Here is a 14,600-nt window from a genome sequence, read left to right as displayed (position 1 = left end):
TCTAACTTTGTTTATAACATTAAATCTATTTTTTTGAAACTATCCAGGGAGCTTAAAACAGGAATAATAGTAATAGGAGGAATCTTACTTTTTATCATGGGATTTAGTTACCTAAAATCCACTCCTCTTTTTGACAATAGTAAAACACTTTATGCGGTATATCCAAATGTAGGGGGATTGCAATCCGGGACCGTAGTGTCGATAAATGGATACGGCGTAGGTAAAGTAAATGATGTTCGTTTTATAGATACGCAAGGTAATTTAGTAGTCACGTTTACTGTAAGTAGTGAATTTCAATTTACTAAAAATAGTACGGTAGAGCTATACGATACCGGTATCATAGGCGGTAAGGGATTACAGATTGTCCCTGTTTTTGATGACTCACCCAACGTGCAATCCGGAGATACATTAAACACCGATACAAGACCTGGACTCACAGAACTTGCTCAACAAAAATTAACACCTTTATTCAAGAAGTTTGAATCAGCGGTTACAGATGCAGATTCTGTTTTGATGAATGTAAACGATATTTTGGATAAAAATACAAGGAGCGATTTAAGAAAAGCGATTAACGGCTTAAGTCAACTTATGGTGAGCCTTAATGGGAGTGCCAGTACCTTGGATGAGCTACTAAAGGAGAACCAAGGCAAGTTGGGTAGTTCTTTAGATAACATTGATGTACTTACCTCCAATTTTGCCAAGCTATCAGATTCGCTCAATAATGCAGGGTTGGGAACTACCTTGTCTAGCTTACAATCAACCGTTGCGAGTTTGGATATTATTATGTCAAGATTAGAAAAAGGCGATGGTACTCTTGGTAAGCTTATGACCGATAAAGAATTATATTCCAATCTAAATAGTGCTTCAAGGGAGCTTGATTTGCTTTTGCAGGACTTTCGTTTGAACCCCAAACGCTATGTAAACGTCTCGGTTTTTGGTAAAAAGCAATCGGAATATGCGGTTCCTGAAGATGACCCCGCAGAAACTATAGAAAATTAATTGATGCAGTATATACCTAACATCTTATTTGCCATCCTATTCCTTTTTGGAGTTGGCTTTTTTGTCAGAAATGTAGTTCGTTTACGACGAAACATTTTTTTGGGAAAAGACGTGGAGGTAAGTGATAATACTTCTCAGCGTTGGAAGAATATGGCTAATATTGCTCTTGGGCAGAGTAAAATGGTGGTGAGACCGATTGCTGGTTTTCTTCATATTATCGTATACGTCGGCTTTGTTATTATAAATATTGAAGTGCTGGAAATAATTATTGACGGACTTCTAGGTACCCACAGGATTTTTGCTGGACTTGGACCAGTTTATAATTTTTTGATTGCTTCTTTTGAAATATTGGCTTTTTTAGTCATCGTAGCGGTAGTGCTTTTTTGGATACGAAGAAATGTTATTCGGTTAAAACGTTTTACAAAACCGGAGATGGAGGGATGGCCTAAACAGGATGGGAATCTTATTCTCTACATAGAAGTAGTGTTGATGTTCTTATTTTTAACCATGAATGCCTCTGATTATCAATTGCAACAAATGGGCGCTGACTATTATGTTCAAGCAGGTTCGTTTCCTATAAGTCAGTTTATTGCAGTCTGGTTTCAAGGGCTATCCGAAGCTACTTTAATTGGGATTGAAAGAACAGCGTGGTGGTTACATATTGCTGGTATCCTGTTCTTTTTAAACTACCTCTATTATTCTAAACACTTACATATTTTATTAGCCTTTCCCAATACCTATTATGGTAAGCTTACACCAATAGGTCAATTACCTAATTTAGAATCGGTCACGAATGAGGTAAAACTGATGATGGACCCTGGTGCAGACCCATTTGCTGCGCCGGCTGAGGATGCTCCAGTTCCAGAAAAGTTTGGTGCATCTGACGTACAGGATTTAAGTTGGGTTCAATTGCTAAATGCATACACTTGCACGGAATGTGGAAGATGCACGGATGAATGTCCTGCAAACCAAACGGGTAAGATGTTGTCCCCAAGAAAAATAATGATGGATACTCGAGATCGTTTGGTCGAAGTAGGGAAGAACATCGATGAAAATAAAGGGGTCTTTAAAGACGATGGAAAGCAACTGCTAGATGACTTTATTACTAGAGAAGAACTATGGGCATGTACATCTTGTAATGCGTGTGTAGAGGCTTGTCCTGTGAGTATAGACCCATTATCTATAATTATGGATATGCGTCAATATCTTGTTATGGAGCAGTCTGCCGCTCCAACAGATTTGAATAATATGATGGGGAATATAGAAAATAATGGTGCTCCGTGGCCCTTTAATCAAATGGACCGACTTAATTGGAGCAAAGAATCATAAATAGAAGAAAATGTCAACTGAATTGAAAGTACCTACCATGGCAGAATTATTTGCAGCCGGACAACAACCAGAGGTTTTGTTTTGGGTAGGCTGTGCGGGTAGTTTTGACGATAGGGCCAAAAAAATAACAAAAGCCTTTGTTAAGATATTGAATAAGGCGCAGGTCTCGTTTGCCGTATTGGGTACAGAGGAAAGTTGTACTGGTGATCCTGCTAAGAGGTCTGGTAATGAGTTTCTATTTCAGATGCAGGCTTTCGCGAATATCGAAATAATGAACGCCTACGGTGTTAAAAAGGTAGTTACGGCATGTCCCCATTGTTTTAATACCATTAAGAACGAATACCCCGTACTTGGTGGGAGTTATGATGTTATGCATCACACCCAATTCTTAAAGGATTTGTTGGATGAAGGTCGGATAACCATGGAAGGTGGTGCTTTTAAAGGAAAAAGAATAACCTTTCACGACCCGTGTTATTTGGGTAGGGCAAATGGCGTTTATGAGGCACCTAGAGAACTGATTAGAAAATTGGATGCAGAACTTGTAGAAATGAAAAGCTGTAAGTCTCGCGGATTATGTTGTGGTGCTGGTGGTGCGCAAATGTTTAAGGAATCGGAAAAAGGGGATCAGGAGGTGAATATAGTTCGTACAGAACAGGCTTTGGAAACCCAACCGGAAATCATAGCTGCTGGTTGCCCATTTTGTAATACCATGATGACCGATGGCGTAAAGAATAAAGAAAAAGAGGCATCGATTGCAGTGATGGATATTGCGGAGCTGATTGCCACCGCAGAGGAACTTTAAAAATACCCCAAAGATGTTAGTAGATTTTAACACATTGCCAGATACATCACGTATTTGGATTTATCAGGCCAATAGAAGCTTTACTCCGGCCGAGTTAGAAGTCATAGGTGCTGAACTTAATGATTTTATTGGACACTGGACTGCGCACGGAAAAGATTTAAACGCAGGTTATGAAGTGCGATACAAACGATTTTTGGTCATCGCTCTAGATCAAAGTTCACAATCTGCTACAGGTTGTTCTATTGATGCTTCAGTAAATTTTATTCAGCAATTGGAGAAAAAATACAACGTAGCGCTACTCGATAAAATGAACGTCTCTTACAAGCAAGGCGAATTTGTAGCCTATAAGACCTTGTTAGAGTTCAAGGCTATGGCCAAACAAAAGGCAGTTTCAAAAAACACCATTGTTTTTAATAACCTTGTAGCTACCAAAGGCGAATACAAAGAGCACTGGGAAGTTCCTGCTTCGGAGAGTTGGCATGCTCGTTTTGTTTAAGTTAAAACGGCTTTAAATACCTTGTTTTACTTGGTTATATCGATGAAATGCAATATTTTTCATTGTTCAAGGTTATCTCCATACATTTAAAACTCATGCGTCCATTTTTCATCTTACTTGCGTTTATCCTAAGTATGTATTCGGTTAGTGGTCAAGATCCGTTAATGACAACCGATAGCCTTGCACAACAGCAATGGGTAGACCTAGAATATAGCGGTATGACTTTGGAGGAGAAAATGGGCCAACTCTTTATGGTGAGTATCGCATCCAACCAAAACAAAGCAGCAACTGATAGGATCAAGGATATGATAACTACCCACCAAGTAGGCGGTGTTATATTTTCAAAGGGAGGCCCCGTACAGCAAGCTAAACTGTGTAATGTGTATCAATCGGTTTCCAAAACACCCTTACTTATAGGTATGGATGCAGAATGGGGACTTGCCATGCGATTGGATTCTACCTATGCGTTTCCGTGGAATATGACTTTAGGAGCAATTACAGATAACAAGATAGTTGAAAAGGTAGGACGCCAAGTAGGTATACATGCCAATCGACTAGGCGTACATATCAACTTTGCGCCAGATATAGATATCAATACAAATTCAAAAAACCCCATAATCGGAAACCGTTCCTTTGGGGAGAATAGAGAGAATGTCGCTGATAAAGGTGTTGCCTTTATGAAAGGGATGGAAAGTGTGGGTGTCCTGTCTAGCGGAAAACATTTTCCTGGTCATGGTGATACTGCTGTTGATTCACACCATGCCCTACCGGTTCTCGATTTCTCAAAAGAACGTTTGGATAGCTTGGAACTATATCCGTTTAAAAAATTAATAAAAAATGGATTGAGTAGCGTCATGGTGGCTCATCTAGAAGTACCCGCACTGGAACTAAAAAAAGGCTTACCGTCATCGTTATCTGAACAGATTATATCAGGTATTCTAAAAGAGAAGATGGGTTTTGAAGGGTTGGTGTTCACCGATGCCCTGAACATGAAAGGAGTCGCTAATTATGGTACTAATGGCGAAGTGGAACTCGCTGCTTTTATTGCAGGGAACGATATTTTGTTGATGCCCGAAAATGTAGCAGAAGCAAAGGAGCAACTAATAAAGGCATACGGAAAAGGTAAGATTACCGAACAACGTTTGTCTGAGTCGGTGAAAAAGATACTCATGGCCAAGTATAAGGTTGGCCTCCACGAGTATCAACCAATCAAGCTAAAAAACTTATATGAAGACCTAAATTCTATAGAAGACGATGTAGTTTATGAAGAGGCAATAGAACAGGCGATTACCGTTTTGAAAAATAAGTTCGATATTCTTGGAATAAAGAATTTGCAGAATAAAAAGATTGCCTACATAAAGTTTGGAGCTGCTCCAAATGATGATTTTGTGGAGACGCTGAAGAAATATGCCAGTGTAACACAGGTAAATGGTAGCGATATAGCTACGCTTAAGACAAAGTTGTCCGATTATAATTTGGTAATTATAGGCCACCATAAAAGTAATGCAAGCCCTTGGGAGTCATATCAATTCTCAAAAACAGAACTTACGTGGCTTCAGGAAATATCAAATCTAAGATCATCCAACCTCGTACTATGTGTGTTTGCAAAACCCTATGCACTTTCACAAATAGCGACCTTTCAAAATATTGATGCTGTGGTCATGTCCTATCAAAATAGCCCCATTTCCCAGCGAAAGACTGCGGAAATACTTTTTGGAGCCATCCCATCATTAGGAACCATCCCCGTGAATTCTAGTTCTGAGTTTCCTATGGGTACGGGGATTCAATTGAAATCTATCAAAAGATTGGGATATACCCATCCGGAACGTGTAGGGATGAGTTCAACAGGATTAGCTGTGGTAGATAGGCTGGTTCAAAACGGGTTAGATAGTCTTATGTTCCCAGGTGCACAGGTACTTATAACAAGAAAGGGAAAAGTGGTTTACAGTAAAAGTTTTGGTAAACCTACGTATGAATCAAAAGATAGTATTTCCAATGAGTCAATTTATGATTTAGCATCTCTTACTAAGATACTTGCCACCTTGCCCATGGTGATGAAAATGGAGGAGGAAGGTAAGATAGCCCTGAACGATACTTTTGAGGAGTTGGAGCCGCGCTACATCGATACAGAAATAAAAAATGTTACGGTATTAAAGGCTTTGTCCCACTACGGCAGGTTGCCGGCATGGATTCCGTTTTATATCAATACTTTGGATGAGGATAAAAAACCTTCTAAGCTGTTATACAGAAAGGAACCCACGCCAGGTTTTTCTAACAAGGTGTCTGACAATCTTTACATTATCGATTCATATAAAGATTCTATTTATGACCGTATTGGCCGCCAAGATTTGAAATCCAATCGATACCGGTATAGTGATGTGCCTTACTACGTGATGAAGAAATATGTGGAGGATACCTACGAGGAACGCTTGGACAAGCTTTCCAATGATTTTTTGTATGCTAGGTTAGGTGCCAATTACACATTATATAATCCCTTAGACAGGTTTTCTAAAAATCAAATCGTTCCATCTGAAGAAGATACGTATTACCGGTACCAAACTATTCAAGGGTATGTGCATGATATGGGTGCCGCTATGCAGGGTGGGGTAGGAGGGCATGCTGGTCTTTTTAGCAATGCCAATGATATTGCCAAAATAATGCAAATGTATTTACAGCAGGGATATTACGGTGGCACACAATTTTTCACCTATCGAACGGTTGAGAAATTTAATAAATGCTATTTCTGTGATAAGAATGTAAGACGCGGTGTAGGTTTTGATAAGCCACAATTGGAAAATAGCGGTCCTACATGTGGATGTGTCTCGAGAAAGAGTTTTGGGCATAGCGGTTTTACAGGAACCTATACTTGGGCGGATCCGGAAGAAGAGATTGTCTATGTTTTTTTATCGAACAGAACCTATCCTAGCGCCTCGAATAGGCTTTTAGTTAAATCTGGGTTAAGAACAAGGATTCAGCAAGCAATTTACGATTCAATTCTAAATTAAAATGTAGTTTTACTACGATGAAAATAGCAATAGTATGTTACCCTACCTTTGGAGGTAGCGGTGTTGTAGCAACAGAGCTTGGAATTGCTTTGGCCAATAGAGGACATGAGGTACATTTTGTAACTTATAGGCAACCCGTGCGGTTAGAGTTGTTGAATAATAATATATTTTTTCATGAGGTACACGTTCCTGAGTATCCTCTTTTCCACTACCAGCCCTATGAGCTTGCACTTTCGAGCAAATTGGTAGATACGATTAAATTACATGAAATAGACTTGCTACATGTACATTATGCCATACCACATGCGTATGCTGGGTATATGGCTAAAAAGATGCTGGAAGAAGAGGGGATTTATGTTCCAATGATAACCACACTTCATGGCACCGATATTACATTGGTTGGGAAACATCCGTTCTATAAGCCTGCGGTTACGTTCAGCATTAACCAGTCGGATGTGGTTACGTCTGTTTCAGAAAGCTTAAAAAAGCGAACACTAGAAACTTTTGATATTAAAGGAGAAATAGAAGTAATTCCAAATTTCATCGACACCAATAAATACAAAAACAACTTTACCGACTGCCAACGTTCTAAAATGGCTACAGATGAAGAACGCATCGTTACCCATATTAGTAATTTCAGAAAAGTGAAGCGTATACCTGATGTGATACGAGTATTTCATAAAATTCAGTCAACACTACCAGCCAAATTGATTATGGTAGGCGAGGGACCTGAGAAGGAAGGAGCGGAAAAGTTATGTGAGGCCTTGGGCATATCTGACCGTGTCATATTTTTGGGAAATAGTAATGAAATAGATAAAATTCTTTGTTTTTCAGACTTGTTCCTGTTGCCTTCCGAGTCTGAAAGTTTTGGTCTTGCGGCGTTAGAAGCTATGGTAAATAGGGTGCCGGTAATCTCCAGTAATGCAGGCGGAATCCCAGAGGTAAATAACCATGGTGTTACAGGATTTTTAAGTGAGATTGGCGCAATAGACGATATGGCCAAAAATGCCATAGCTATTCTTGAAAATGACGATACCTTGGAGACGTTTAAGATGAATGCGATACGTGAAGCGCATAAGTTTGACATACAGAAGGTTGTGCCTTTGTACGAGGAGGTGTATGAGCGCGCTCACAAAAGCAGGTTGAGTAATGCGTAGGTTAGTACTCCTACTAGCTTTGTCGCTTTCGGGACTATGTAGTTCTTGTAGAGGTCAACATATAGTTTCGAATGTTAAAACCGATACGTCAATAATGGAATTGATACTCCAAGATGGTTATAGTGGAGAAGTCGTTGAAGAAGTAATTATGATAAAGAATCAAAAATCTTTAGAATCGTTTTTTTCTAAAATCAACCAAACCAGAAAGCCTGGGCTACCTCTTCCTAAAATCGATTTCGATAAGAATATGTTGCTTGTCTGGTGTGAGGGCGAAACTGCCGCTGCGAGTTTAGGTTTAGTTTTGAAAAATGAAACTGCAAAATCCTATATTATCAGTAAATTGAATTCAAAAAGCAATGTGAATAATACTGCTATTACTAGTCCTTTTAGGGTATACAAACTTCCGCTTAGTGATAAAAAAATTGTTATTAAATAGGGAACTACGACCGATAAATTGACTCGTTCAACTATCTAACGAATAATCCTACATTTTGTAGGTAATTTTTGATGATGCTATTTAATTGAATTAATTTAGCCTACTGAAATAAAACAATATATTATGAAATCTCCAATTCTTTCTTTTCTAGTTACCTCAATGCTTTTGGGTGCAATGATGAGCGCTCAAAATACTGAAGAGGATTTACAAATCACCGCAAAAGATAGCATCGTACAAAGTTCTTGGATTTTTGGGGTAGGTTTAAATGCAGTAAACGATTCCGGAAACGTATTCAACGGGCTATTCAATGTTTCAGATTCGTGGAATATGGTGCCTTTTCCTTCCAGAATTAGTATAGGCAGGTATTTTAAAAGTGGTTTAGGTATTGAAGCTATAGGTACCTATAATCAATATAAGGAAGGTAACATTATTGATGGCTCACGTAATCCAGAAAATATCGATTACCTTGGACTGGATGCTAGACTTACCTATGATTTAAATAAGATTGTTGGACAGACGGGATGGTTTGATCCTTATGTAGGTATTGGTTTAGGATATACAGATGCCAATAATCTTGGTAGAGGTACATACAATGCCGTTGTTGGTTTTAGAACATGGTTCTCAGATAGATGGGGGTTGGATTTTAGTTCCTCTGGTAAATGGTCTATGGGAAGTGAGAATGGTGCAACGAATCACCTACAGCATGCAGCAGGAGTTGTTTATCAATTTGGAATTGAAAAAGGACTTTCGAGAAGAGGAGAAGAGAAGTTGGAGCTGTTGGCTGCTATAGAAAAGGAAAAGCAACGCCAAATGGACTCTATTTCAGCAGTAAATAGAGAAAAAGAAGCACTGTTGCTAGCGGAACGATTGAAGAACGAGAAGAAAGCAGCGGCATTAGCGACTGTTAAAGAAGCTAAGTTAAAAGCTGAACGAGATAGAAAAGATGCCATTGAAAAACGTATTGCTGAGTTGGGGTATGTTTATTTTGATTTAAACTCCTCCTTTCTCACTAAAGAATCAAAGGGAATTTTGAATTCCCTAGCTAGTATCTTAAAAGAAATTCCAACTATAGAATTAAAAATAACATCACATACCGATTCTAGGGGAGCTTCAAAATATAACGATTGGCTTTCTGAAAAAAGAGTACAGAGCACCAAAAATTATTTGATTTCTATAGGAGTAGGAGACGCTAAACTCCTTACAGAGGCTTATGGTGAAAGTCATCTATTGAACGAGTGTGATGATACTACTTACTGTCCAGAGGAGAAGCATAAAATAAACAGAAGGTCTGAGTTTATAGTTTTGAAATTCTAAAAACTTAGTAAGCGTGGATTAAAATCATCCCAATAGGGTTTGGATAGTAAATTTTTACTACCCAAACCCTATTGTACTTTTTATGTTTTTTTGATGTGGTTGTAAAGTTAGTTTTCTAAATTATTACAAGAAAATTTATAAGATAAAAGACAGCTAGACTACAATACTCCCGATGTGTAGGACAGCTTAAAGGTATTCTTTAGTTTGTTATGACGCTATTTTCTTTGTGATATACATTTGACTTGGCGGCACTTTTCCGATCTCTGTGTGCCTTCTTTTATTGTTATAGAAGTATGTGTCGCTTAAGGGGTTCAAATCTTAAAAGGTGTTGTAAGTAAAGACCACGTACACATGCACTTGGAATATCGCCCATCACAGGATGTCATTACTCTGGTGAAGAAATTGAAAGGCAGAAGTTCTCGAAAACTTCAACGAGAATTCCCTAAGCTGAAGAAGAAATATTGGGGTCGTTATTTTTGGGCGATCGGTTTCGGTTGTTGGAGTGCAGGAAACATTACGGACAAGATGATCAATGAGTATTTGGAACATCATAGAAAATCAGGCAATGACACGGACTCCTTTACGTTGGAGTAATACTCCATACTGCTAACTTTAGTTGGATTTATAAACCTATGGTACTTTAGTCCATAGTGGTTTAGTCCTTCATACTCGGTTCTGATGTTTGTATTGGCTGTGGTTGATTAAATATGGATTATAAATATATAATAATTGCTATTTGGAAAACTTTTGTTTAACCAATTAACAGTGATTAAATCCTATTGGTATAGTAAAAAAATCATTGATGAAATGTGAGTTGGTCCCTAGAGGAATAGTCTTTTCGAACTGACATTCTGCCGTGGGACTGTTCACAGACAATTGCTAAGGATAATCTTTAATTTATGAAATGGTGCTCGGAGGGTAAGTGCATTATTTTCGTAGCTTGCGATAGACCTTAGGGTCAAAAATCAAAAAATTAAGTATAGAATAAATTATAGATTTATTAATCTTTCCTTCGTTCAACCAATTAAAAATATTAAAATAACCTCTGGAAATATCAAACATTTCTGTCCCATCTATATTCCAATTTTTTATATAAACTCCGTTATGAATATCACCATTCCATTCTTTAAGTACACCATCTGAATAAAATGCAATACTATTTTCAAGTTGCATATCATTCCATTTCTTAATATGCTCAACATTAAATACAGGCTTTTCCAAATCAATTTTATAAAGTAGTCTATTCCAAATAATCCTATCATACCTTCTTTTAAATGTCCGAACGGCTAAATCAAAATTTTCATAGTGAAGAAAATGGAATTGAGCATCTGAAGATTTCCCTATAGGATAAGTCTCTTTGGAATTGACCTTCTGAATATTATAGGCGTTAGTATTATTTAAATTTTCAATAAATTTCAAATAGTCATCGCCTCCAATCCATAAACCAACTGTTGGCGTATAATATGGAATGGATAATTGCCTATAGATTTGTCCGCCCCAACAGTCATCTGAAATTATCGTGAAATTATCCTTGATTATTTTTTGGGAAAGGATTTTTCCGATTTTGGTTCTTTGATTGTAGATTTTTCTTAACATACTGACAATTTAAAATTAAACTTCGCTTTAATTATTGCAAATTTTGCGTGAAAGTATTCACAGGTTAAAAATCAATTATAATTTTCAAAAAAAGGCGAAAAGCAATTAATCAACTTTATATTGTAGGTGGTTTTTTTCGGTTAGTCAAATTTTTGAATCATTTTGTGGATTCTAATATAATTACTTGAGTTCAATTTACCGAAATAAAACAGTGAAAAGCAGTGTATTTTAAATTGCTAGCACCTATAAGATATGTTCAAACTTTCTGAGTACATAATTTAAATAATACATGATTGTGTATTGGGTTGGAACAGGTTTAAGATAATTAATACCCTGTTATATACGATGATTTATTTTTAATATGCTTTTAATAAGTATGGCAAATAACATGCTAATAGATACAAGTAAAATTAAGCCAATAATAAAAGCTAATATTGGTTGGGTAAACTGCTCAATTCCTAGTTGTTCTTTTAAAATATAGAGAAGCTTCAAAACATAACCATGTAGAAAATAGATAGCAAAACTTGTTTTAGCTAGTAACAAAATATATTTATTGTTAAAACCCTCAAAACGGTGTAGCCATACCATTAGAAAAAGGCATAGAAAGATTTTCTGAGGAAGAAGGAAATCTATTCCTTCATATGAAAAAAAGGATTTATTATTGTTTCCCACAATTCCCAATTGGGTTTGTGCCAGTAATATAACTAGAAAAGGAATTAAAAACAGGTATTCTTTAGCCCTAAAAAAGGAATATACGTTAGCCTTATTTAGGGAACAATAAATGCCAAATAAATAGGCAGGTGTAAAATAGACTAAAGACTGTACAATTAATAATCTCAATGGTAAAGTTCTTTGAACAACAACGGAAATAACAAAAGTAATCGCCAACATGAAGATTTGAATTTTCGTTTTAGCTTCTATAAAACGAATAGGTAGAAGAAACCATAAAAATAATAACATGGCAAAAGGTACATGCCAATGGGCAACAAGATGGTCCCCACTTATCAAAAATAGGAAAACTGGATATATGTAGTCGTTTAGAATACTTGTATTCTCTGCGGATATAAAACTAGACTAAATATTAGGATGATAATGTATCTTGTAAACTATTGGAATAATTGATAATATCAAATACGGGGTTAGCAACTTTTTAATCCGTTTTCTTAAAAAAATGTGAGTCCTCTCGTTTAAGTAAAAGACGTGATGATATAGAAATCCAGATAGGAATACAAAGACAACTGTGCCACCTGCAGTTATATTAATTAATAGACGAAAGAAAAAGTTATTTGGTGTAAGGTTAGAGATATTATCACAATGAGATGCTACAATTATTATAATGGCAACGCCCTTAAAATAGTAATTGAATTTAAATACATGGAAAAATGGTATAGTCAAAACTCTAAAAAAATTGATCAGTTTTGATTAAGTTTAATCTAGCTTATTTTATAAAAATTAAAAGTTTTTCTAAAACGACCTCCTATAAATCTTGGTCTATAGCGTGTAAGTTTCGAGTATACACTTTTTATATGCCCAACGGTAAATAACTTGGTTTGGTTAATTAAATTCATCATTTTTGATTGTGACATATAATGGTTTTCTCCATTAGCCATGCTGTATAGTGCAGCTGGTTTCGGGTAAGGTAGTAACAAAAGGTTATCGTCTAGTTCTATTTTTTCATGAACGTAATATAGGTAGGGTTCTTGTTGTAATACTTGTTTAAATAATTCTTTCTTTATAATGATGCATGTGCCGCACCTAAGATTAAAGTTACTGCGAATCATAAAAGCAAATTTACTTCCTTCAGTATAGAAGTATCCCTTATTAACATACCATCCTGGAATATTGTTTTTTATTCTTGAGTTTACATATTTGCTAATGCCATTATCTATGCAATCATCAGAGTCAACAACCATAAAATAGTCAACATTAAAGTTTTCTATGGCATAATCATATGCAACTTGAATCTTTCTGGCTTTATCGCCTTCTTTTAATTGCCTGTCTTTTTCCCAATCTTCATTGGTTAACTGTGGTATGTCAAAATCAACTTGAACGTAATGAACTTGTGGGTGATCAAATTTATTTGAGGGTAATTCATGACAAGCTACTACAATCTGAAAATCCTTGTCTTTTTGACCGTTAATTGACTTAAGGCTACGCTTAACCAATTCACTGAATATATCCCAATCAGAAGAAAGTTTCTCACTCTTTACAGGTACAAGGAAACAAATCATATTTTATATTTTTAGTTTGAAATTTTAGCGTTCGGATCAATCTATGACTTACACAATGACTATTTAAAAAAAAGTAGCCGATTCATAATTTTTAAACCGAATAAACAGTATGTTTTATTATTGAAAATTGGCAAAAAAAACAGTAAGTGAAATAAACTTCCTTTTCCAATACCTTCTACTCTCGGGTTGATAGGATAGGCTTCTAACGTATTTAATTCAATCAATATTGTGTTTAACTCCTTTGTGTTGAGACGATATTTAAATGCCCTGACCAATAAAGCATAAACAACGACATACTGTTTGTTTTTCAATCTACTAATAAGTTTGAAGTGATTTTGCTCTGAAATTTTAAGATTATTTATTAAAATAGATAGCTCAGAAACGGCTTCAACCATACTGTGAAGGAATTCCAAGTTTTTCTTTGAGTTTTTAGTGGTAACAATAGAATTGGCAACTCTAACATACCTGTGTGCATCTATGTTTGCTTTTGATATTCTGTTGGATTGAAGGAATAGATTTACGGTAAAAATCAAATCTTCGTAGGCACGCATTTTTTCTAAAAACTTTATTTTTGTATCTAAAATGAAGCTTCTTTTGATAATATATCTCCAAGCTTGATTTCTGAAATTATATTTAATAATATATGTAGGCCCATTCACAACAGGAACTGCTAACCCTTGTGAATTTAATGGTAATGTACTTAGTTCAGTAGAAGGTTCTGTTCCATCAGTTATTTCTCTAGTGTCGAATTCTATTATATCTAAGTTGTTTTTCTCACATAATTCTAATAAACAATTTAAGGTATTCAATGCTATGTAATCATCGGCGTCTAGAAAATAGACATACTTTCCTTTGGCCAATTTTAAACCATTATTTCGAGCAGCACTAGGCCCTTGGTTTTGTTGCTGAATTAAATGAATATTTACATCTGCATTGTTATTGGCATAATTTTGTACAGTATCTACTCCCGAATCCTTGGAATCGTCATCAACAATTATAACCTCATAATCTCTAGGTGAGATATCCTGTACGGAAAGACTTTCCAAGCAACGTTCAATATGTTTTTCCTTGTTATATAAAGGAATAATTATGCTTAACTTCATTGCTTGTAACTGTTGTATTTAGTCAAATTTTTAAATTAAATTCAGAGAATTACCAATGTCTTAAAAATGTCACAGTGTAATAATCTAGATATTTATCCATATAATTGGTAAAATAGAAATGGGTTGCAAAAT

11 protein-coding genes and 2 pseudogenes are annotated in these 14,600 nt (G+C 36.0%); 9 read left to right on the top strand and 4 right to left on the bottom strand.

The window, feature by feature from the left end; genetic code table 11:
• Positions 1-33 precede the first annotated feature (33 nt).
• From Q360_RS0113335 to tnpA, 9 genes and pseudogenes are all read left to right on the top strand, one after another.
• Positions 34-999, top strand: a complete 966-nt coding sequence (locus Q360_RS0113335; protein WP_027077538.1) for an MlaD family protein — start codon at positions 34-36, stop codon at positions 997-999.
• A 3-nt stretch (positions 1,000-1,002) separates the two neighbouring features.
• Positions 1,003-2,328: a (Fe-S)-binding protein gene (locus Q360_RS0113330; protein WP_027077537.1), complete on the top strand. Its 1,326-nt coding sequence runs from the start codon at positions 1,003-1,005 to the stop codon at positions 2,326-2,328.
• Positions 2,329-2,338: 10 nt separating this feature from the next.
• The gene (locus tag Q360_RS0113325) at positions 2,339-3,130 is read left to right on the top strand and encodes a (Fe-S)-binding protein (protein ID WP_027077536.1); all 792 of its coding nucleotides are present in this window, start codon (positions 2,339-2,341) and stop codon (positions 3,128-3,130) included.
• A 13-nt stretch (positions 3,131-3,143) separates the two neighbouring features.
• Positions 3,144-3,626 (top strand): hypothetical protein, encoded by a 483-nt coding sequence (locus Q360_RS0113320; RefSeq protein ID WP_027077535.1) that lies wholly within the window; start codon positions 3,144-3,146, stop codon positions 3,624-3,626.
• A gap of 95 nt (positions 3,627-3,721) precedes the next feature.
• Complete coding sequence (locus Q360_RS0113315) at positions 3,722-6,631, top strand: glycoside hydrolase family 3 N-terminal domain-containing protein (protein WP_027077534.1); 2,910 nt, start codon at positions 3,722-3,724, stop codon at positions 6,629-6,631.
• Positions 6,632-6,648: 17 nt separating this feature from the next.
• Positions 6,649-7,788 carry an N-acetyl-alpha-D-glucosaminyl L-malate synthase BshA gene (bshA, locus tag Q360_RS0113310; RefSeq protein WP_027077533.1) on the top strand — a complete coding sequence of 380 codons (1,140 nt, stop codon included), beginning with the start codon at positions 6,649-6,651 and terminating at the stop codon, positions 7,786-7,788.
• Between the two features lie 94 nt (positions 7,789-7,882).
• Complete coding sequence (locus tag Q360_RS0113305) at positions 7,883-8,224, top strand: hypothetical protein (RefSeq protein ID WP_027077532.1); 342 nt, start codon at positions 7,883-7,885, stop codon at positions 8,222-8,224.
• A 123-nt stretch (positions 8,225-8,347) separates the two neighbouring features.
• The gene (locus Q360_RS0113300) at positions 8,348-9,538 is read left to right on the top strand and encodes an OmpA family protein (RefSeq protein WP_245603261.1); all 1,191 of its coding nucleotides are present in this window, start codon (positions 8,348-8,350) and stop codon (positions 9,536-9,538) included.
• 309 nt (positions 9,539-9,847) lie between these two features.
• Positions 9,848-10,132, top strand: a pseudogene (gene tnpA, locus Q360_RS0113295) (IS200/IS605 family transposase); the annotation flags it as partial.
• 333 nt (positions 10,133-10,465) lie between these two features.
• Here tnpA and Q360_RS0113290 read toward each other — a convergent pair.
• The 4 genes and pseudogenes from Q360_RS0113290 to Q360_RS0113275 form a co-directional block, all read right to left on the bottom strand.
• Complete coding sequence (locus tag Q360_RS0113290) at positions 10,466-11,134, bottom strand: DUF1919 domain-containing protein (RefSeq protein ID WP_027077529.1); 669 nt, start codon at positions 11,132-11,134, stop codon at positions 10,466-10,468.
• A 336-nt stretch (positions 11,135-11,470) separates the two neighbouring features.
• Positions 11,471-12,529: pseudogene (locus Q360_RS27455) on the bottom strand (acyltransferase family protein).
• A 38-nt stretch (positions 12,530-12,567) separates the two neighbouring features.
• Positions 12,568-13,365, bottom strand: a complete 798-nt coding sequence (locus Q360_RS0113280) for a hypothetical protein (protein WP_027077527.1) — start codon at positions 13,363-13,365, stop codon at positions 12,568-12,570.
• Between the two features lie 59 nt (positions 13,366-13,424).
• A complete protein-coding gene (locus Q360_RS0113275) occupies positions 13,425-14,468 on the bottom strand; it encodes a glycosyltransferase (RefSeq protein ID WP_027077526.1) in 1,044 nt (347 codons plus the stop codon).
• Between the last annotated feature and the right edge of the window lie 132 nt (positions 14,469-14,600).

It is taken from the genome of Maribacter antarcticus DSM 21422, assembly GCF_000621125.1.
Classification (GTDB): domain Bacteria; phylum Bacteroidota; class Bacteroidia; order Flavobacteriales; family Flavobacteriaceae; genus Maribacter; species Maribacter antarcticus.
This window is presented reverse-complemented; position numbering and strand designations above follow the sequence as displayed.